Annotated in this window: 18 protein-coding genes; 5 read left to right on the forward strand and 13 right to left on the reverse strand. The window is 45.9% G+C overall.

Annotated elements, in window-relative coordinates; genetic code table 11:
• Positions 1 to 251 precede the first annotated feature (251 nt).
• The gene (locus MKX60_RS00535) at positions 252 to 2,042 is read left to right on the forward strand and encodes a flavocytochrome c (RefSeq protein ID WP_341058843.1); all 1,791 of its coding nucleotides are present in this window, start codon (positions 252 to 254) and stop codon (positions 2,040 to 2,042) included.
• Positions 2,043 to 2,272: 230 nt separating this feature from the next.
• Here the strand turns inward: MKX60_RS00535 and rlmD are convergent, their stop codons facing one another.
• From rlmD to MKX60_RS00555, 4 genes are all read right to left on the reverse strand, one after another.
• Positions 2,273 to 3,757 (reverse strand): 23S rRNA (uracil(1939)-C(5))-methyltransferase RlmD, encoded by a 1,485-nt coding sequence (gene rlmD / locus MKX60_RS00540; RefSeq protein ID WP_341058844.1) that lies wholly within the window; start codon positions 3,755 to 3,757, stop codon positions 2,273 to 2,275.
• A 90-nt stretch (positions 3,758 to 3,847) separates the two neighbouring features.
• Complete coding sequence (locus MKX60_RS00545; RefSeq protein ID WP_042184783.1) at positions 3,848 to 4,738, reverse strand: diacylglycerol kinase; 891 nt, start codon at positions 4,736 to 4,738, stop codon at positions 3,848 to 3,850.
• Between the two features lie 228 nt (positions 4,739 to 4,966).
• Positions 4,967 to 5,737 (reverse strand): sirohydrochlorin chelatase, encoded by a 771-nt coding sequence (locus tag MKX60_RS00550; RefSeq protein WP_341058845.1) that lies wholly within the window; start codon positions 5,735 to 5,737, stop codon positions 4,967 to 4,969.
• 3 nt (positions 5,738 to 5,740) lie between these two features.
• Positions 5,741 to 6,031, reverse strand: coding sequence for a YerC/YecD family TrpR-related protein (locus MKX60_RS00555; RefSeq protein WP_019913624.1), 291 nt, complete (start codon positions 6,029 to 6,031; stop codon positions 5,741 to 5,743).
• A 430-nt stretch (positions 6,032 to 6,461) separates the two neighbouring features.
• Here MKX60_RS00555 and MKX60_RS00560 point away from each other — a divergent pair, with 430 nt between their 5' ends.
• Positions 6,462 to 7,031 (forward strand): hypothetical protein, encoded by a 570-nt coding sequence (locus MKX60_RS00560; protein WP_076300204.1) that lies wholly within the window; start codon positions 6,462 to 6,464, stop codon positions 7,029 to 7,031.
• A gap of 16 nt (positions 7,032 to 7,047) precedes the next feature.
• On the opposite strand, the gene corA is transcribed toward MKX60_RS00560, so the two are convergent.
• Positions 7,048 to 8,007: a magnesium/cobalt transporter CorA gene (gene corA / locus MKX60_RS00565; protein WP_341058846.1), complete on the reverse strand. Its 960-nt coding sequence runs from the start codon at positions 8,005 to 8,007 to the stop codon at positions 7,048 to 7,050.
• Positions 8,008 to 8,246: 239 nt separating this feature from the next.
• On the opposite strand from corA, the gene MKX60_RS00570 reads away from it, so the two are divergent.
• Positions 8,247 to 8,435: a hypothetical protein gene (locus MKX60_RS00570; protein ID WP_341058847.1), complete on the forward strand. Its 189-nt coding sequence runs from the start codon at positions 8,247 to 8,249 to the stop codon at positions 8,433 to 8,435.
• 819 nt (positions 8,436 to 9,254) lie between these two features.
• On the opposite strand, the gene MKX60_RS00575 is transcribed toward MKX60_RS00570, so the two are convergent.
• The 6 genes from MKX60_RS00575 to MKX60_RS00600 form a co-directional block, all read right to left on the reverse strand.
• Positions 9,255 to 10,247 carry an inorganic phosphate transporter gene (locus tag MKX60_RS00575; protein ID WP_042184776.1) on the reverse strand — a complete coding sequence of 331 codons (993 nt, stop codon included), beginning with the start codon at positions 10,245 to 10,247 and terminating at the stop codon, positions 9,255 to 9,257.
• 13 nt (positions 10,248 to 10,260) lie between these two features.
• Positions 10,261 to 10,878 carry a DUF47 domain-containing protein gene (locus MKX60_RS00580; RefSeq protein ID WP_042184774.1) on the reverse strand — a complete coding sequence of 206 codons (618 nt, stop codon included), beginning with the start codon at positions 10,876 to 10,878 and terminating at the stop codon, positions 10,261 to 10,263.
• A gap of 202 nt (positions 10,879 to 11,080) precedes the next feature.
• Positions 11,081 to 12,178, reverse strand: coding sequence for a DUF3048 domain-containing protein (locus MKX60_RS00585; RefSeq protein WP_341058848.1), 1,098 nt, complete (start codon positions 12,176 to 12,178; stop codon positions 11,081 to 11,083).
• 242 nt (positions 12,179 to 12,420) lie between these two features.
• Entirely contained in the window at positions 12,421 to 13,197 is a 777-nt protein-coding gene (locus tag MKX60_RS00590; protein WP_042184770.1) for a DODA-type extradiol aromatic ring-opening family dioxygenase, read from the reverse strand.
• Positions 13,198 to 13,282: 85 nt separating this feature from the next.
• A complete protein-coding gene (locus tag MKX60_RS00595) occupies positions 13,283 to 14,113 on the reverse strand; it encodes an alpha/beta hydrolase family protein (RefSeq protein ID WP_042124053.1) in 831 nt (276 codons plus the stop codon).
• Positions 14,114 to 14,348: 235 nt separating this feature from the next.
• The gene (locus tag MKX60_RS00600; RefSeq protein WP_340974051.1) at positions 14,349 to 14,552 is read right to left on the reverse strand and encodes a hypothetical protein; all 204 of its coding nucleotides are present in this window, start codon (positions 14,550 to 14,552) and stop codon (positions 14,349 to 14,351) included.
• 183 nt (positions 14,553 to 14,735) lie between these two features.
• Between MKX60_RS00600 and MKX60_RS00605 the strand changes: the two genes are divergently transcribed.
• Positions 14,736 to 15,398 (forward strand): DUF1129 family protein, encoded by a 663-nt coding sequence (locus tag MKX60_RS00605; protein WP_340974049.1) that lies wholly within the window; start codon positions 14,736 to 14,738, stop codon positions 15,396 to 15,398.
• 47 nt (positions 15,399 to 15,445) lie between these two features.
• A complete protein-coding gene (locus tag MKX60_RS00610; protein WP_341058849.1) occupies positions 15,446 to 16,387 on the forward strand; it encodes a hypothetical protein in 942 nt (313 codons plus the stop codon).
• 86 nt (positions 16,388 to 16,473) lie between these two features.
• Here MKX60_RS00610 and ilvA read toward each other — a convergent pair whose 3' ends face one another.
• Both ilvA and MKX60_RS00620 read right to left on the reverse strand, forming a co-directional pair.
• The gene (ilvA, locus tag MKX60_RS00615; RefSeq protein ID WP_042184762.1) at positions 16,474 to 17,736 is read right to left on the reverse strand and encodes a threonine ammonia-lyase IlvA; all 1,263 of its coding nucleotides are present in this window, start codon (positions 17,734 to 17,736) and stop codon (positions 16,474 to 16,476) included.
• A gap of 295 nt (positions 17,737 to 18,031) precedes the next feature.
• Positions 18,032 to 19,327: an SEC-C metal-binding domain-containing protein gene (locus tag MKX60_RS00620; protein WP_076286939.1), complete on the reverse strand. Its 1,296-nt coding sequence runs from the start codon at positions 19,325 to 19,327 to the stop codon at positions 18,032 to 18,034.
• Positions 19,328 to 19,504 lie beyond the last annotated feature (177 nt).

Raw genomic sequence — 19,504 nt, forward strand, 5'->3', positions numbered from 1 at the left:
CGTAATTTTTAAGTGAATTGATTTCATTGTAATCATAGCCCTTCACAATATCCGTTTCTTACATGCCCGAAAAAGACAAAAAAACGCTAATCTGTGCAAATACATAATGCTGTACTAAATCTATAATAGGTCTTGTGCATATTTTCACATGAAATAACATTCATGTCTAGGCTAGAGATAAGGGATTTGCCTAGCAAATCTTCCTCTCCCTAGTGTATGTAACCAATTCACAACAGAATGAAGGAGATATTATGCGAACTCACACGAAAAAGCTGTTATCTATTCTACTAGTCCTCAGTCTTATGTTCACGCTTGCTGCCTGCGGCGGTAAAGATGCAGCACCCGCTGCAGATGCAAACGGAGTTCAAGTCTTTGAAGGAGTTGGGCAAGGTAAACATGGCGATATTAAAGTACAAGTTTCCTTATTAGATAACAAGATCACTGACATTAAAGTAACAGAGCATAAGGAAAATGAAGTACTTGCAGAACCTGTTTATACGCAGCTCAAGCAAGATGTCATGGCAACTAACAGCGCAAAAGTTGATGCCATTAGCGGATCTACGGTTACAAGCAAAGGATATCTCGAAGCCATTCAAGATGCAATTACGAAGTCTGGACTTACCCTTGTCGCTGGCGCTGCAGTCAGTGGAAGCAAAGACAAAGAAGAAGCCGAGCAAACCTATGATGTTGTCGTCATCGGTGCCGGGGGTGCTGGCTTTAGTGCGGCTATCGAAGCGAACAGCGCTGGAGCTAATGTAGTTCTGCTCGAGAAAATGCCAGCTGTTGGCGGCAACACATTGATCTCCGGTGGTGAGATGAATGCGCCTGACAACTGGGTTGAACGTGCTCTAGGCATCACAGATGACACGACTGAATTGTTCTATAATGATACGATGAAAGGCGGAGACAACCTCGGGGATCCAAAGATGGTTCGTATTCTTGCCGACAATGCTCTATCATCTGCCGAATGGCTGCGCGATGATATCAAGGTAGAGTTCTTACCTGATCATCTGTTCCAATTTGGAGGCCATTCCAGAAAACGTGCGTTGATTCCTGTAGGTCATACAGGTGTTGAATTGATTACTAAGTTAAAAGCCAAAACAGACGCTGATCAAATCACGATCAAAACGAATATGAAAGCCGAAACCTTGCTGAAGGACGAAAGCGGCAAAATAACAGGTGTAACTGCGACTTCAGGTACTGGCGACAAGATCACATTCCATGCGAACAAAGGCGTCATCATCGCTACCGGTGGTTTTGGATCCAATGTAGAGATGCGTAAAAAGTATAACCCTAAAATGGATGAAAAATATATGTCTACCGATACACCAGGATCTACAGGTGACGGTATCGTTATGGCAGAAACGATTGGCGCCAAACTGACAAACATGGAGAGTATTCAAACGTATCCAATCTGTAATCCTGAGACAGGTGTTATTTCCCTGGTTGCAGACTCCCGCTTCGATGGTGCGATCCTGATTAACCAAGAAGGCAAGCGCTTCGTTGAGGAATTAGAACGTCGTGACGTTATTTCTAAAGCAATTCTTGCCCAAACGGGCGGATATACGTATCAATTATGGAATCAAGGCATTGAGGATATAGGTAAAACGATCGAAGTTCATCAAGACGAATACGATCAACTCGTTAAACAAGGCTTGCTCTTTAAAGCCGATACGATTGAAGAGGCGGCTGATTTCTTTAAAATTGACGTGAACACTTTGAAAGAAACGATTAATAAAGTAAATGATTATGCGAAAACAGGTAAAGACCTTGATTTCAAACATCGCGGTGGATTGAAATCTCTTGAAAAAGGCCCTTACTACATCGAAAAAGCTGTACCCTCCGTTCACCATACAATGGGCGGCTTGGTGATCGACGAGAAGACTCGCGTATTGAATGAAAAAGGCGAAGTCATCCCTGGGCTGTTCGCTGCAGGTGAAGTAACAGGGGTCATTCATGGTGCAAACCGTCTTGGCGGTAATGCCATCGCTGATATCTTCACATTCGGCCGGATTGCAGGCAAACAAGTTGTAGCAGAGTAATCTTATGTTTGTGTAACTGCTCTATTAATAAGTTAGCCTTAAAAACGTGCAAGATAGTTTGTAAAGTGCAGGTTGACTGCTAACTTTCAAGCTGCCCTCTATGACATAGCAAACCGCCCTGTAAGCAACATTGCGAACAGGGCGGTTTTTTATGGTGGAGCCTACGGGCTACGCTCGTCTAACTCGCTGCTCTTTTATCGTTCTCCGTTAGTGGAATTAAAATTGCCCAATTATTTAGTGTCTACTTGACAAGCGTTCCTCACCAACAAAGCCACCGACTCTACGTGCACCGTATGCGGGAACATGTCCACCGGAGTCACCTCCACTGTCTTATACCCTCCATCTTCGAGCACCCGCAAGTCCCTTGCCAGTGTCGATGGATTACACGATACATACACCACACGTTCCGGCTTCATCGCCAGAATCGTCTCCAAAAGTCGTGGATCGCAGCCCTTACGCGGAGGATCGACCACGATAACATCTGCCGTAATCCCCTGCTCTTTCCAGTTAGGGATTACATCCTCAGATGCGCCTACCTCAAACACTACATTATCCATACCATTCAAAGTGGCGTTCGCCCGCGCATCCTCAATCGCTTCACGTACGATCTCTACACCGTAGACCTGTTTAGCATGCTGTGCAAGGAACAATGAAATCGTCCCGATACCGCAATAAGCATCTATAACAGTCTCGTTTCCCGTAAGTCCTGCATACTCTACCGTCTTACCGTAAAGAACTTCAGTTTGAGCCGGGTTAACCTGATAAAAAGAACGGGCAGAAATCGCGAATTTCACATCGCCGATATAATCGTAAATAACATCGTTCCCCCAAAGGGTACGTGTTGTATCACCGAAGATTACGTTCGTCTGCTTAGTATTCACGTTCTGGCAGATGCTTGTAACAGCTGGGATTTCACGGCGGATCTCAGTGATCCATTCGTCCACATGTGGGATGCGTTCGCCATTAGTGACGAGTACGACCATCATCTCACCAGTACGGAAGGCTTTCTTTACTACGACATGACGCAGTAAGCCTTTGCCGGATTCCTCGTCGTAAGCAGTAATGCCGCGCTTCCGTCCGATTTCTTTCACCTTGCGCACAACGTCATCATTATCTTCATGCTGAATCAAGCATGTTTCCATATCGATGATCCGGTGGCTTCCTCTCGCGTAAAAGCCGCCCACAAGGCCGCCTTCGGTTACACCGATCGGCACCTGAGCCTTGTTGCGATATCGCCAAGGCTCGTCCATGCCCAGTGTTGGGCGGACGAGAATGCCCGCTGCCTGATCCGTTCCAGCGTCTCCGCCACCACCACTCACCTGGAGCTTCCCAATCCGCTCCAGGTTGTCCACCACCAGCTGCCGTTTCCACGCCAGCTGTGCCGCATAGTCCATATGCTGCAGCTGACAGCCGCCGCATTGGTCATAGATCTCGCAGGGCGCCGCGATGCGGGCGCTGCTCGCCTCTACTAAATTCAGCAGCTTGGCGTAGCCATACTGCTTCTTGGTCTTGAGCACCTTTGCCCGGACCTTCTCTCCGGGAAGGGCTCCCTGCACAAAAAGGGTAAAGCCTTCTACGCGGCCTACCCCTTCACCTTCATGGGTCATGCCGATAATATCGAGCATAACCTCATCATTTTTATTCACAGGCAGTCCGGCGACAGGCGCCTTGCCGACTGGGCGGCTGGTGCTGCGTCCACTGCGGTGTTTACTCATTATTTATAGTTCACTTCTTTCATTATCATCGCTGTATAAACCCAATTATCATAACTATATATCCCACAATCATCTACAATCGCTCTTAGCTTAGTTATTTTCAGCAAAAATCCGCAAATGCTGTGGCAAAATCCGGAATCGCCCTGGCAGTTCTCCACCCAGTTCGCCGTCCAAGTTCAATTGGACATGTCCTGGAGAGATTACATCCATCGCATCCGTACGGAAATAAATAACCTTCTTATCATTCAAATGCTCACCACGAAGAGCCAATCTGACCAAACGGACAAACTCTGCCAGGTTGCATTTTTTAACCGCTATAACATCTAATAGACCGTCATCGATCCGAGCGCCGGGAGCAAGCTTTTCGAAGCCGCCAACAGAATTCGTATTTGCAATCAGGAACAGCATAAACTCATCATGAATAACTTCCTGCCCATTGGCACGAATGATTAGTTCCTGAGGAGATAGGCTGACCATTTTTTCAATACCTTTTAAATAGTACGCAAGCTGCCCAATCATGGTCTTCAGCTTACTAGGAACTTCATATGTCAGTTCGGTTAGGCTACCGCCGCCTGCTATATTAATAAAATAACGGTCATTTGCCTTACCGATATCAATCGGACGTGTCTCTTGGCGAATGATCAGATCACAGGAATCTTCCCAGTTCTTCGGGATCCCCATTGCACGTGCAAAATCATTAGTAGTACCAAGCGGCAAAACGCCGAGCGGGGGAAGATTAGGCTTCTCCGCCATACCATTAATAACCTCATTTAAAGTGCCATCGCCACCGGCTGCTATGATCAAATCATAACCGCGTTCTACTGCATCTGCAGCAGCTAGCATAGCATCGCCTTCTCCGGTTGTTGCATGGCAGGTAGCTTCAATGCCACCAATATCCAGCCGGTCCAAAATATCGGCGAGCCGCTTCTTCATTTCTTCCCGTCCAGAAGTGGGATTATAAATCAATCTCGCAGTTTTCATTACCGGAACGCCACCTGTTTTTATAATAGAATAACCTAATTGATTATACCTAATTCGGACCACTACAATCAATGTTAAAGGCCCTTTCATGCAAATATTCCATTATACAGCAATTAATGACACTAAGTTTAGAGAAAACAACTATTTATATGTGTATGCAACAAATCCCGTATTATCCACGGATGTGGCCACTTTTTTTATGATTAAGTGTGCTCAAGGGTAGGTGCTTTATCGTTTCATTCGAATCTGTTCGAGGAGTGTCTCTACCTGTCTCTCAATCCAATGCGGAAGAAGGGGATGGGGCAGAAGCGTTTGACCAGAATACTTATAGGTTAACCCTTTAAGTCTGTTCGGAACCACATGCTTAGTAAAATAGCCTTCACTCAAAAAAAGCGGCGCCACCAGAACCTCGTGACCCTGCTCCTGCCAATACTCTACCTTGCTTCTTATACTATCCGGACTCAGCAGACCATAGTCGGCCGCCGCTACGCCACTTACCTCACGTACACGTCCCGCCAGCGAAGATATACCCTTCTGCCAGCGCTGCCGGAAGCCATCATATACACTGCCATGACCCACCAGTAGAATCGTCTCTCGCTTGGGTTCCGTAGACAGCTCACGCAGCTTGTCCCAGATCATTACAGCGATGTCCGGATCATCATCGATAGGATAACCGTAATGAACTTTAGCCTTCACTGAGAACAGCGCTAAATCCGTCTCACGTTCAGGCTCAGGTTTGGCGCCAAGTGCATATTCTATCTCATCTACATGTGTGCTTCCTGAGGAAACGAACAATGGGACCACAATAATATCTGTGATCCCTGCGTGTTCCAGCTCATTTATTCCATCTTGAATCAGACGGCCCTCTACCAGCTCTAAAAAAGAGACCACAACAGGAATCTCTTCACCTAGCGATAATCCGCTTACGGCCTCCTCTACGATTGACACCCAAGCCTTATCGCGAGAGCCATGACTGATAATAAGTACGCCCGGTACCATAAATTAGCGTCCCAAACGTTCCAGCGTTAATTTATATCCGTCATTGCCGTAGTTCAGGCAACGTTTTACACGGGAAATCGTAGCTGTGCTTGCGCCCGTCTCTGCTTCGATCTGGTTGTAGGTGGAGCCTTTGCCGAGCATACGCGCTACTTCCAATCGCTGCGACAGCGATTGAATCTCGTTCACAGTGCACAGATCATCAAAGAACACGTAACATTCTTCCATATTTTTTAACGTTAAAATAGCTTCAAATAATTGGTCGATACTTTTATCATTTAACTTCTTAAGTTGCATCAGCTTTTCATCCCCTAAAAGTTCTATCAGCATTAGTTTCTCTAATTAAGCTCCGTACAAAACTAGCTCCGGAAACATAAACCTCATGCGACTATCCTGCCTTTACTATATTGCACTGGAGCGCATTTTTCAAGCATTAACGATTTCACGCTGTAAAGAGTGAAATCGATGGACAAACGTCCACCCATGGCGCACACTCAATATGTACCAAACTACGTTTGTTTCTTCCTACATAAGAAATAGCACCTACACTATAGTACTACATAAGCGCCGAAAATCAAGCATGTACACGCTTTTTTCACTTCTTAAAGACGATTATAGGCATTCGCCCTTTTCCGCTCCTATCACGGGTAACCCGGGCATTCGTCTATACCGTATGTTCGCCCATGACATACAGTATAGCAAACCACTAACAAAGGAATGTGATATTATGCCTGATCATTACTATAATCATTCCCGCCGGAACCAGCGTTCACTGACCGATACTTATAATGCATCTGCTTACCCCGGGCTCAGTCCATATGCGCCTTCATCCCCCCCAGGAGAGAGCGGAATCCTTCCCGCTTTAGGAGCAGAAGCTGCCACTGAAACAGCTCTAGCGCTTCCTGCTGCTGAAGCTACAACAAAGGCAAGCGGCGGGCTTGCCGGATTGCTTAGCGGCTTAGGCGGATTAGGCGGCGGGGGCGGAATCGGTGGGAATATGGAGCAAATTAAAGGTATCATCGACCGAATGGGCGGTATCGACGGGATCGTAAACTCCATGGGTAAAGTGCAGAAGGTGATGTCCGGCTTCCAGCAGATGGCTCCGATGGTTAAGCTCTTCATGGGTAGCTTCGGCAAAGGAAAAGGAGCAGCAGGCGCACTGGCAGCCGAAGAGGATGCCGCAATGTTCAGTCCGAGTCGGCGCAAAAAAAGACGCTCCACCTCTGGGCGTCGTAAATCTACTACAACCACACGCCGGCGCTCTACTCCCTCTACCGGAAAACGTCGCCGCAAATAGCGGTGACGTTTTATTTTTACTTAAACCACCCACTACGCCGGAACCATCTGAACATACTAACACCCACCACCAGCATAAACAGCAGAACGCCAAAATACCCATACTTCCATTCGAGTTCAGGCATCACCACAAAGTTCATCCCATAAATTCCGGCGATCAGTGTCAGCGGCATGAATACGGTGGTGATTACTGTTAGTGTTTTCATGATCGAATTCATCCGGTTGGAGTTAAGAGAAATGTAGCTATCACGTAGATCCGCAGTCATTTCTCGATCCGCCTCAATCATATCCGACAGTTTTAACAAATGGTCATAGATATCGCCAAAATAAATCCGTTCCTCACCGTTGCTCTGGACATGCTGCGAATTCACGATCCGGTACATCAAATCGCGCATCGGCACAATCGTCCGCCGCATCTTGAGCAGCCTTCCGCGCACATTAAACACTTGGCTCATCAAATCCTCCACCGACTCACTGCCGCCATTGCTCTCCAGATCCGCAAGCTCGTCCTCTAAACTATAGAGGCATGGAAAATACTTATCTACCAGCTTGTCCATTACAGTATATGCAGCCGCCATCGGACCACCCGACCAGCCTTTACGACTATGTATTTCACGCTTCACCTGCTCCCAAGCTTCATTCATCTCTGTTTTTTCCTGATGATGATAGGACACGAGGTAATTCGCACTCAAAAAAAGGTCAATCTCTTCAGCATCCAGCGTCTCTTGATTCAGCGCATGCAGTACAAAAAACTGTACTTCCTCATAATGATCCAGCTTCGGCCGCTGCAGCACATGCATACAGTCCTCAATCGCCAAAGGGTGAAAATGAAAATAGTGATCCAGCAGCAGCGTCTCCTCTGCCGTAGGTGTAGCAAAATCTGCCCATATCCATGCATAATCCTCCCGCCGGATATCCTGCAAAGGTATGTCTGTCAGCACCTCACCTGTATGCGTCACCGCAAGTGTACGTATCATAAATGTTCCTCCGCTTCATCTTCTTCCACGCATCTATTGTACCGCAAGAAGAGGAGTCTTCCAAAAATAACAAAAAAGAATCTCAACCGAGAAGTCGTAGCTCTGAGGTTCCATTATTCTATAGCGTCCCATTCCGGAAAGGATGGAATACCCTTTAGTAAGTTTCGTTCATCCTCTTCTCCCTCTGATCATTCGGCTCATTGTGTATATAACGATGCTCCTCAGATGGCGGGGATAGAATGGATAGAGTAAGTTGGGTTGGGTTGGGTTGGGTTGGGTTGGGTTGGGTTGGGTTGGGTTGGGTTGGGTTGGGTTGGGTTGGTTGGGTTGGGTTGGGTTGGGTTGGGTTGGGTTGGGTTGGGTTGGGTTGGGTTGGGTTGGGTTGGGTTGGGTTGGGTTGGGTTGGGTTGGGTTGTCACCGAACTTAATCAAATCGTATTAAGTGATTTGTTTAATGATCAGTTAGTTTAAATTCTAACCCGCCGCTTAGATTCGACAGATGCACAAATAGCTACGCCCAGACATAAGCTCATACGCACCTTATCCAAGCTTTAGCCACTCTCGGTTGTACGAGCTAGACTCTGCAAATTTAGGGCACTTATACCCTTCTTTATGCTTCTTCGACGTCATTCACCAATTCTGGGGTATTTATACCCCTCTTTATGCTTCTTCGACGCTATTTCGCCAATTCAGGGGCATTTATACCCCTCTTTATGCTTTTTCGACGCTATTTCACCAATTCTGGGGTATTTATGCCCCTCTTTATGCTTCTTCGACGTAACTTAGCTAATTCTACGGGATTAATACCGCTCTTCCCCCTCCAATCGCCCAATTCAATCATTTTTACGGGATTTATACCATTCTTTCTCCTCCCAGTCGCCGAATTCCGTCATTTCTACGGGATTTATACCGCTCTTCCTCCTCCAATCGCCGAATCCCGTCATTTCTAAGGGATTTATACCGCTCTTTCCCCTCCAATCGCCGAATTCCACCATTTCTACGGGATTTATACCGCTCTTCCACCTCCAATCGCCGAATCCCGTCAATTCTACGGGATTTATACCGTTCTTTCCTCCTCCAATCGCCCAATTCCGTCATTTTTACGGGATTTATACCGCTCTTTCCCCTCCAATCGCCAAATCCCGTCAATTCTACGGGATTTATACCGCTCCCGCCCCGCACCACCCAAACAACAAAAAAAGATGTCCGCAGCCAAAGGCTAACTGACATCTTTTTATTAAAGGGATTTAAAAAATGATTTTGAAAATCAGACCGGCTAATACCGCACTGATTGGAATCGTAATAAACCAAGTGACTACAATACGTCCAGCTACTCCCCATTTCACGGCGGAGAAGCGTTTTGCGGAGCCAACACCCAGGATCGCTGAAGTGATAGCATGTGTGGAGCTGACTGGCAAATGAAGCAGTGTTGCCGAGAAAATAACGGAAGCCGCGGAAATATCAGCCGCGAAGCCGTTGATAGGCTCGATTTTGAAAATCTTCGTACCCATGGTCTTGATAATCTTCCAGCCGCCAATGGAGGTACCGAGTGCCATAGCCGTAGCCGCAGCAACCTTAACCCATAGAGGGATTACATCCATAGTCTCTTGGCGTCCTGATGTAACGAGGGCAAAGGTAATGATCCCCATCGCCTTCTGCGCATCATTCGTACCATGAGTAAACGACTGTAATGCCGCCGTCACAACCTGCATGGAGCGGAAGCCCTTGTTAACCGTATGTGGACTACGCTTTGCAAAAATCCATTTCAGGACTGTCATGATGATATAACCGATAACAAATGCAATAATTGGCGAGAAGATCAAGCCCTCGACAATTTCCACAAATCCGCCCCAGTTAATATGCGACGAACCTGCACCCACATATACTGCACCAGCCAAAGCGCCGATCAATGCATGAGAGGAGGAGGACGGAATTCCGAGCCACCAGGTGATCAAATTCCAAATAATCGCAGCAATCAGCGTGGCTATTATGATATCCAGACCATTTTCCAGCAACGTGGGGTCTGTGATACTTCCGCCAATTTTCTTAGCTACACCTGTAAACATCAAAGCTCCGACAAAGTTCATCAGTGCCGCCATAATAATAGCTGTTCGAGGTTTTAACGCACGTGTAGAGACAGAGGTAGCAATCGCGTTGGCCGTATCATGGAAACCATTAATAAAGTCAAACGCAAGCGCGAGAAATATAACAATTCCAAGAATCCATATCGATGTTTCCATATTCTAGTACCCCTTATGAGTTGCGCATGATGATCGATTCCAACATGTTGGCTACATCTTCACATTTATCTGTAGTGGTCTCGAGTCGCTCATATAATTCCTTGCGCTTAATCAGCTCAATCGGGTCCTTAACGGTTTCAAATAGAGCTTTGGTACAAATACGAAGGACTTCGTCCCCTTGATTCTCAAGGTCATTCAAACGGATCGTATATTCACGAATGGCCAGCAGCTTCTTCTGGGAAAGCAAATGAACCGCTTTTTGGATTTCATAAGCACACTGACGAAGGATTTCGGCAAATTGTACAATGTATTCATCCGGGTCAAGAAGGTTGTACATATAGAAACGTGAGGCAGATGCCTCCAAGCCATCAATGACATCATCCATGCTTGTAATCAAGTCCATAATGTCGTCACGCTCAAGTGGCGTAATGAACGTCTTGTTCAATTCCTTAATTACGGTGTGCGTGTAAGTATCACATTGGGATTCGTACTTCTTCATCTCTGCAGCGAAACTATCGACATTATTCTGGAGATCAGTGATATTCTGAGCAAAATAATCTGCAGCTTGGACAATGGTATCCGCCATATTTTCCAGCGTCTCAAAGAATATGTCCTTTTTTCTCAACTTCATTGTTTTAAACCCCTTTACATAATATTACCGTGAGTACAGAGTCACCCATATGTAAAAAGCATGAAAATGAATGACAACCCTTGTTATCTTAACATATCCGTAGAAGGTATAGAAGCTATAGAAATGAACTTTTTTACACTCTATTAACACTTACCCATAATTCCGAACACAAATCTGTATAACACTGGATATTCCGACTTTCTTAGGTTGCACTATCTGCTCCGCCATATACCACATGACTGCTAAATGAAGGTGCATTAGGGACGACCAAAATATGGGTGATTCCTGGATACATTAGCTCTTCTTTACCATCCTTCACAAACCGAATCACATCACCTGGCTCACGCGACCATCTGCCCTTTGTGACCTGTCCCCGCTGAAAGAGCAGCGCTTCTCCACCAAGCTCCACGTCAACCTGAAGTCTTCCAACATCATCAAGTACTTTATGATCGGAACCCATCACCATCACATTTGCAGCTTCTACTGGCTTATTGTTATTCAAATCCAAATGTGGTTTACCATTCACGTAACGCTGATAGGTCTGGAGCTGAGTATCGTATTTATAGTCAATTTTATAGCTTTTAAGTAAGAAGTTTACGCTAAACTCAGCGGCCTGTTCTCCGCCTGTTGGTATGTAATCTGGATTGTTAAAAAGATACCCTGGCACCTTCACACTTTTCTCATAACCCAGCTTCTCGGCACCTTCCCGCAGCTTCGCTGCATTACTGTAGAGATTATGAGGGGCTTTACGTGCTTTGTCCCGCCAGAAATAAGCTCCGGCACGACCGATCTCGTCCATATCTGCTTTTTTCTCTTTTTGCAAAATAGCATAAGCCGCGGGGCTCCCCCCGGCATGCACCGTCACACCACCGTAGCTCTCGCCAATATCGAGCAGATAAGGGCGAATACTGCGAATCGGTCCGATTTTGACAACTCCGGTATGACTTTGAAAAATACCAATCAACCGCGTAATGCCACCTTCAGCAAGAACCTCATATAAAATATCCGCTTCACTTACCCCCGATTGTGGCCGGGCCGCTGGAGCATTATTAATCATAACAGCTAAGGGACGTGGGAGACTGTTTTCAGAAACGGGAAGACCTGTTAATCCGGAAACGAGTTCAGCAGTTGGATCTGCAGTAGGCGATGGCTGGATCGTTTCAATAGGCGCGGGATCTGCTGTAGGTTGCTGTGTCGGGGCAATTACATTATTTGCACTCTCTGTTCCGCAAGCGGAGAGCAATAGGGTACTTAGTACAAGGGCAGATAATAGACGGGAAGAAGAGCAGTTTACTTTCATAAGCTTGTAGTTCCTCCTAAACGTTTTATGTATCTTAACTGGTTTCTTCCATTTAATCACAGCCAGTCCCATTTGTCTTGATCCGCTTGCATCAAGTGTAATCGACTTCAGCGTCCTTATTAGGACGATATACGTTTAAGCGAGAAATATAAGGATAATGCATAGCGTGAAACTTTTACTTTCTTATATTTAAAAAAGGGCACAGCCGATCTCCGGCTGTACCCTGCGTGTATCTTATCCATTTAGTCTAGCTTCCAGCAATTGAGGCTTAATGTCCCATATTGATACGCTTGAAATATTCGCTCTGCCTTCCTGCTGCCATCCGCTGTTCCCATCGCATAAAAGAGAGGTGCGAAATGCTCTCTTCCGTAAGATGGAACCGCATCTCGAACATGCGGAGCTTTTTTCTCATAAGCAAACAGTGAAGGTAAATCCCAAGATTCTAACCCCTTTGCAATCCACGCATCGAATTCAAGCGCCCACTCTTCAGGCTGATCACTTTCATTAAGCATCCGCAAATTGTGAACAAGTCCACCGCTTCCTATCAGCAGTATGCCTTCGTCACGCAGAGGGGCTAACATCCGCCCGATATTATACTGTTCCTTGGGAGAACGTAGTGAATCGACGGATAAAGCGACTACCGGAATATCGGCTTTCGGAAACATTTTTTTCAGTATTACCCAGACTCCGTGATCGAGTCCTCGCCCCAGAACGGGCTGATGTGAAAGATTGTTACCCTTAAAGAGCTCGGAAATCCGCTTGGTTAGAGCTGGATCGCCTGGGGCTGGATAGGTCAGCGTATACATTTCTTCAGGAAATCCGTAGAAGTCGTGTTGTGTTTCGTGCTTCTCATCCATGGTGAGTAGCTGTTCTGGGCTATCCCAGTGCGCTGAGAATACTACTATACCCCGTGGTGCTTCTAGTTCTTGACCAAGCCGCTCCAGAAAACGGGTATACTCGTTATCCTCCAGTGCGAGGAGCGGAGAACCGTGCGCGATAAAAAATGACGGTAATTTCATAGGATGCCAACCTCCATAACCCAGTATATGGTGTGCATCTTTATTTTACCGCTAATTTCAAGTTATTGCGAGTAAAGTCCATCACCTATATCATCCAATTTTGCCACTCTGTCTGCACATGCTCCTGTTCGTTCATCCACTCTCTTGTCCGCTTAAGCAGCTGCTGCTGTGCTGGCCCAGAAGAAAAGGTATGATCACCTTGAAAAATGATCTCTTTATCGCATCGTCCCTCAGGACGCGTCCAGAATAATTTCTGGTAAAGGAATGCATAATCCACGGGGATGACATCGTCAGACGTACCATGAATGACGAGCACATCACCGCTGAATTTACTAGCCTCTTGGAAAGGCTGGAAGGCCGCCAAAGAATTGAAATATACCGGTGTGAATGAGTAGCCCACGTAATCCGCCGATCCATTCTTCACCGATCGATCATAAGCCTCCCGCCCTACGATCTTCACAATATCATTGAAGGGGTAACCCACGGAGGCCCACAGCACGAGATTCTTCACGCGGCGATCACGAATACTTGTCAGAAGTGCAACCGCTCCACCCAGACTATGGCCAATAAGCGTCACACGCTGTGGATCCACATCGGCAGAGCTAATTCCGTAATCGAGCACTGCTCTAGTCTGAGCGATCATCGACTCCATATCCTCACCGCCGTAATTACCGCTGCTCTCGCCGCAGCCCGCATAATCAAATCGAATGACCATATACCCATCTTGCGCCAGCTCACGAGCTGCTTTGACAAATATCCGATCGACTCCAATCCGGTTACCCACAAATCCATGGCAGATTACAGCTAATGGCAATCTGTCCTTGCAACGTGTGGAAGTTCCCTTCTCTTTACTCGGATAATGGATGCTCGCTGTCAATTCTTCGCCGTTATGCCGAATTACAATATTCCGTTCCATTGCCGTAACCTCCTATATTTAATCATTATTTTAATTTATTAGAATTCCGATTAACTTAGTGTGAATTATATTCTTATTATAAAGATTTCGTTCATATTGTCAACAGAAACGGGACAGATCTTAGTAATTTGCAAGAGCAAATTCGGAGTATAAACCGGAACGTCAAACAGCCAGTCTCCAAAATAATGGAGACTGGCTGTTTTTCAATCGCATGCTGAGCTTCCAGGGTCGTCAATCAATCATAGCTGTCGTTAAACATCTCATGGGTTTCTTGACTGCCTTCCCAATCCTTAAGCGCGCCCTCTGTTGCTGGTTCTTCTGTGGAATTCCACATGCTGAATCCATCAGAACCGCCCCAATCCCCCATTGAATGATTGGGCGTAGGCTCGAAACCGTTGCCCATGACTCTGTCCTGTTCTTTCTTGTTCTCATGTTCCATAAAGCTCCCAACCTTTCCCAAAGCTATATTGATCAAGCAACAACATTATCAGTGTTCACTCTTATAAAAGGATTATGCATAGGAAAATAGAAATGCTTGTCCTTGCACTGACCTGTCAGGCAAACGTATACTCTAGGTTAAAGACTATACCGATTAACACTACTGGAGGTTTACATCCCTATTATGAAAGTGAAAGATATGATTAAGGAAAATAACGCCCTGCGCGAGCAGATGACGCCTTTCAATCGATCCTATTTTGAAGATATGATCCTGACGATGCGCGCCAGTAGGGTAGAGGCTCTCCGTGCTGAAGAACTTTTACTGGATGCAGCCAAGCTGCTTCTGAAAGAACAAAAAAAAGGTAAAAACGCTAAACAGGTGTTTGGCGAGAATCCGGATGATTATTTTAAAGAGATCATAGACAGCGCTCCCACACGCTCAGCACGCAGCAAATGGAACTATTACTTGATGATTCCCTGCGCGGCTCTAACCTGTTTGTTCGGGATCTTTGCTATAGGTGGACTCTTCTTGCAATGGACTAACGGATCCTCCGGGATGTTCGGAGAGATTAGCCTCTTCACCCTCTTCGCTGTTGGGGCAGGTTCCATTATCTTGATCGAACTTATTATGAAATGGTTAACCTCCTTGTCTGAGGGGGATGCACCTAAAGCCAAGCCCTTTGATATCAAGGGCCTTGGCGTCTATATCGGAATCGCCGTAGTTGCCGTATTCATTGGCTTGTACCTCGACCGATTGTTTCCGGTCATTACTTTATCCCCGTGGGTAAGCTTAATTGTTTCCCTGATTGGGGCAATTGGACTAAAGTTTATATTTTTTAGAAAATAAAAGTCATGCTCCACCCATATTTCATCCGATAGACAGGGGGAACTTTCATGAATAAGAAGCAATATATTCTCTATTCTGTTCTAGCAGTAACATTGGGACTAGGCGCGGTACCTATAGGAACGATTCAAGCTGAAGGCGCTGCCAGCCCTCCTGTGGGAGGCACTAAGGCAAATGCTTTGACAGCAAACAATAATCATGCGGAGGCTATCTATAAAGCAGCATTGCCGCTGTTGTCTTCCTCTAACAAGTTACCCGAAGCTATTAAATATTTGAACGCCAATATGTATGCGGTAGGTTCGTATCGTGCCACGATAATGACACTGAAGCTTGAGAATTTGCACAAGGCGGCGCTTCCGGCGTGGGAGAGCAAATTCAGTACCAGCAATGTCCAGCGGAAGCTCACCGCCATCTATAAAGCTGGCGCAAGTATGAAGACCCTTGCTGATGCCACAGAAGATCTAACTCTGCGCACACTGCTGAAGAGTGCCAGCGAAAATGGATATAAACTGGAGACCGCGGAAGGCACTTTTTTCCCGGTGATCGATTATGAGGCTTACCGCAAATATAAGCTTTATGTCACTGACGATATCAGCGCGTATCTATCCATTATGGCTACGGAGTCTGATCTGCCCTCCTCCAAGGATAACGGGCTTGTCATTGGTTGGACCGATGTAGCTGCGCGAGCACTATCTCAAGAGCAATTTATTCTAAATTATCCGAAATCGAACCGAATTTCAGCCGTGAAATCCTTATATTCTACCTATGTTAACAATACGTTTTACGGCCAGAATAACACGCCCCTTTTCCATTATGACAATCTTGAAATGGACTTGGAGGCGCAGAAAGCCTACTCTAGCATTCTCACCAAGAATAAAGACAACAGCCCTTTCCTGCAGAAACTAGATGGCTTCATGAAATTGATGAAGGACAAAGATTATAAATTAACAGATGAAGTCGAACAATACCGTAAGACTGAATTACCTCTCTAGTATGATCTACAAAAGGCCCGTCCCCATTCATTCTGGGACGGGCCTTTCTATGTTCATTAACGAAATGATTAAAGTGATGAAAGAAATTAAATAAGGATGTTAAAGAGATTGGAATCCTTATTGATTTCTACATAATCTACACCCTTCTGCTGCATCCGTTCGATAAGTGGTTCATAAGCTTCAATGGACAATAGCTCTATGCCTACAAGCGCGGGACCATTCTCTTTATCATGCTTCTTGATGTACTCGAAACGGGTAATGTCATCCTCTGGGCCGAGGATTTCGTCCAAGAACTCACGCAGGGCACCTGCCCGTTGTGGGAAGTTCACCATGAAGTAGTGCTTTAAGCCTTCGTAAATCAGTGACCGCTCTTTGATCTCCTGCATACGGTCAATATCGTTGTTACCCCCACTTATGATACAGACGACCGTCTTCCCGCGGATTTGATCACGGTATTGATCAAGTGCTGCGATAGGTAAGGAACCGGCTGGCTCAACTACTATAGCGTTCTCGTTATACAGCTCCAGAATGGTGGTACAAGCCTTACCTTCAGGTACCATCACGATGTCATCCAGATGCCGGGAACAAATATCATAAGTCAGTCCGCCAACGCGCTTTACAGCCGCTCCGTCCACGAACTTGTTAATTTCTTTTAGCGTTACCACTTCTCCAAGCTTAATTGCTTCAGTCATTGAAGCAGCACCAAGCGGTTCCACACCAATCAACTTAGTGGATGGACTCACCGTCTTCACATAAGTGGCTATTCCTGCTGCCAGGCCGCCCCCACCAATCGTTACGAACATAAAATCCGCAGGGTGGTCCAGATTCTCCATCACTTCCATCGCTATCGTTCCATTGCCTGCAATAATTCTCGGCTCATCAAACGGGTGGATCAACGTCATACCATGGTCTATACAAGCTTGCAGCGCTTCATCATAAGCATCATCGAAGGTATCACCCTTCAGAATGACCTCAACAAACTCACCGCCGAACCGTCGAACTTGCTTAACCTTCTGGTTAGGTGTTGTGCTTGGCATATAGACCTTGCCCTTAATCCCAAGTGCCTTACAGGAATAGGCTACACCTTGTGCGTGATTTCCTGCACTCGCGCAGACAATACCTTTGGCTCTATCTTCTGCGGATAGACTACGAATCATATTATAAGCTCCGCGGATTTTAAAAGAACGGACAATCTGCAAATCTTCGCGCTTCAAATATACATCGCAATCATACTTGGCCGATAGTACGGCGTCACGCTGTAGTGGAGTCCGGATGATGACCTCCCGCAGTACGTGATGAGCCCGTACGATATCTTCCATTCCTACGATTCGGTCTTCCTCTTCTCTCATAACCCTCTCGCCTCACTATCATCTATTCATTCTACTTCTTGTAAACATACTCTCCCAAAGACATTTTTTCAAGCATTGTCCGCTGTATGCAATACAATTATTGATGCAAATCTTATACTTTCTTATACATGCAAAAACGCCTTCATCGTCCCTATAAGGACGGTAAGCGTTTATGCGAGAAATATAAGGTAATTTATAACGTGAAACAAATAAATTCTTATATTTTAAAAAAAAGAGACTACAGGAATCTCCCATAGCCTCTTTAAGTTCATGTCCGTCCAAGATCTGAATTCTACTAATCCTGTTGCTTCAGCATCCACTTCAGCAGATCAGGTAGGCTTGTCCACAAACGCGAGTGTACAATCACATATTCGATAGCTTCATTAGCGTCGCCCATTCCCACAAAATCCGGAAGGTTATGCGGCAATCTTTTGATCCCTAACAAATAATCCGGCACATGCTTGTTCACATTCCGCGCTACGCGGTACAACATTTTCAGTTGGGAAGTAATCCCATTCTTCTTATATTCTAAGACCATCCGGTCGTAAGCTACTGTCGCCGCTGCATCATTTCCGAACTTTTCCAGCACCTTTTCTGTCTTCTTGAGCTTGTTGGTGTAGAGATACGCAGCCGTTAAAAGGTAACGCGCACCAGTGTTATCTTCAGGATTCAGCTCTAAAATGTGCTCAAGTACTTTTTGTGCTTCTTCTGCATTTCCGCTAAACCAACAAGAGTCGGCGTAGCTTTTGCAAATTCGAATGTATGGACGAGTCTCGTGGAGGTCCCAGAAATGTCCTTTGTTCTCAGCGAAAAAGGCTTCTCCAAGCTCACGTTCACCTGCATCCATCCCTGCTTTTAGAAAAGCACGAGCATCTGCTTCATTCTCTGCTTCCTCAGCCAAAATGAGATACGCATCCGGACTGTCCGGATAAACCTCTAATGCGGCTTCAGCTAACTGTATCCGGCGGTTGGATGAATTGGTTTGCATAGCCTTTTGTAATAGTGCTTGCTCCTGATCCTTCGGACTGCCTGAGATATTCAGCAAAAGTAATTCTTCTTCCGCACCACCCATACCGTATTCCTCAATGTAATTGAGCATCTCTTTGACTTTTCTAGAGATGGTAGGCGTAGTAACCTCATGTTTGGTAGCAAGATCCGCTTGTGTTAGGGAGAAGCCATATTCCTCAGACAAAATAAATTCGATCGCCGCGCAGAAAGAGCCCATTTTCTTCACAGCAGGCTTAGTCTTACGGGAATAACCATTCCACAGAACTAGAGCTTCCCAAATAAGCTCTCTATCATAGCTTTCTCTCATGCTCTCAATAAGGTGCAGCGCCAGTTGTTCATGTGCTGGATGCTCCCAATTCAGATCACGTGACACTTTTTTTCTGAGCGTAGCAAGAGTTAGCTTCACTTCAGGTTGTGCTACGGGCTCCTGTTTCTCAGCCACAGTCTCGCTAGCTGCCGCTTCTTCCTTGTTTACAAGTTGCATGATGGACTCTACTGCAGAAGTTTCTTTACCAAGGCAGCATTTCTTATATTTTTTCCCGCTTCCGCAAGGACACATATCATTTCTTCCAATCTTACTCAAAACGAATTCCTCCTTAAATCTGTGAGTAGCCATTCGCCATAAGCGTATCGCTAGTATGCACTATAAGTATCATCATTTCCAGGCACGAGGCATCCTTTATAAGGTTACTTCACAAAGTCTGAAGGACTCCGATTTAAAAGGGCCTTCCCATGATCGGAAAGACCCTTATCTGTATAT

The organism is Paenibacillus sp. FSL R5-0914 (assembly GCF_038004525.1).
Taxonomy (GTDB): domain Bacteria; phylum Bacillota; class Bacilli; order Paenibacillales; family Paenibacillaceae; genus Paenibacillus_AQ.

Bases quoted from the DNA above. Each gene is read 5' to 3' on its own strand.
- rlmD (WP_341058844.1), bottom strand. From the start codon at position 3,757: ATGAGTAAACACCGCAGTGGACGCAGCACCAGCCGCCCAGTCGGCAAG.
- MKX60_RS00575 (WP_042184776.1), bottom strand. From the start codon at position 10,247: ATGGAAACATCGATATGGATTCTTGGAATTGTTATATTTCTCGCGCTT.
- MKX60_RS00570 (WP_341058847.1), top strand. From the start codon at position 8,247: ATGGATAGAGTAAGTTGGGTTGGGTTGGGTTGGGTTGGGTTGGGTTGG.
- corA (WP_341058846.1), bottom strand. From the start codon at position 8,007: ATGATACGTACACTTGCGGTGACGCATACAGGTGAGGTGCTGACAGAC.
- MKX60_RS00585 (WP_341058848.1), bottom strand. From the start codon at position 12,178: ATGAAAGTAAACTGCTCTTCTTCCCGTCTATTATCTGCCCTTGTACTA.
- MKX60_RS00535 (WP_341058843.1), top strand. From the start codon at position 252: ATGCGAACTCACACGAAAAAGCTGTTATCTATTCTACTAGTCCTCAGT.
- MKX60_RS00605 (WP_340974049.1), top strand. From the start codon at position 14,736: ATGAAAGTGAAAGATATGATTAAGGAAAATAACGCCCTGCGCGAGCAG.
- MKX60_RS00550 (WP_341058845.1), bottom strand. From the start codon at position 5,737: ATGGTACCGGGCGTACTTATTATCAGTCATGGCTCTCGCGATAAGGCT.
- ilvA (WP_042184762.1), bottom strand. From the start codon at position 17,736: ATGAGAGAAGAGGAAGACCGAATCGTAGGAATGGAAGATATCGTACGG.
- MKX60_RS00610 (WP_341058849.1), top strand. From the start codon at position 15,446: ATGAATAAGAAGCAATATATTCTCTATTCTGTTCTAGCAGTAACATTG.
- MKX60_RS00555 (WP_019913624.1), bottom strand. From the start codon at position 6,031: ATGCAACTTAAGAAGTTAAATGATAAAAGTATCGACCAATTATTTGAA.
- MKX60_RS00545 (WP_042184783.1), bottom strand. From the start codon at position 4,738: ATGAAAACTGCGAGATTGATTTATAATCCCACTTCTGGACGGGAAGAA.
- MKX60_RS00590 (WP_042184770.1), bottom strand. From the start codon at position 13,197: ATGAAATTACCGTCATTTTTTATCGCGCACGGTTCTCCGCTCCTCGCA.
- MKX60_RS00580 (WP_042184774.1), bottom strand. From the start codon at position 10,878: ATGAAGTTGAGAAAAAAGGACATATTCTTTGAGACGCTGGAAAATATG.
- MKX60_RS00600 (WP_340974051.1), bottom strand. From the start codon at position 14,552: ATGGAACATGAGAACAAGAAAGAACAGGACAGAGTCATGGGCAACGGT.
- MKX60_RS00595 (WP_042124053.1), bottom strand. From the start codon at position 14,113: ATGGAACGGAATATTGTAATTCGGCATAACGGCGAAGAATTGACAGCG.
- MKX60_RS00560 (WP_076300204.1), top strand. From the start codon at position 6,462: ATGCCTGATCATTACTATAATCATTCCCGCCGGAACCAGCGTTCACTG.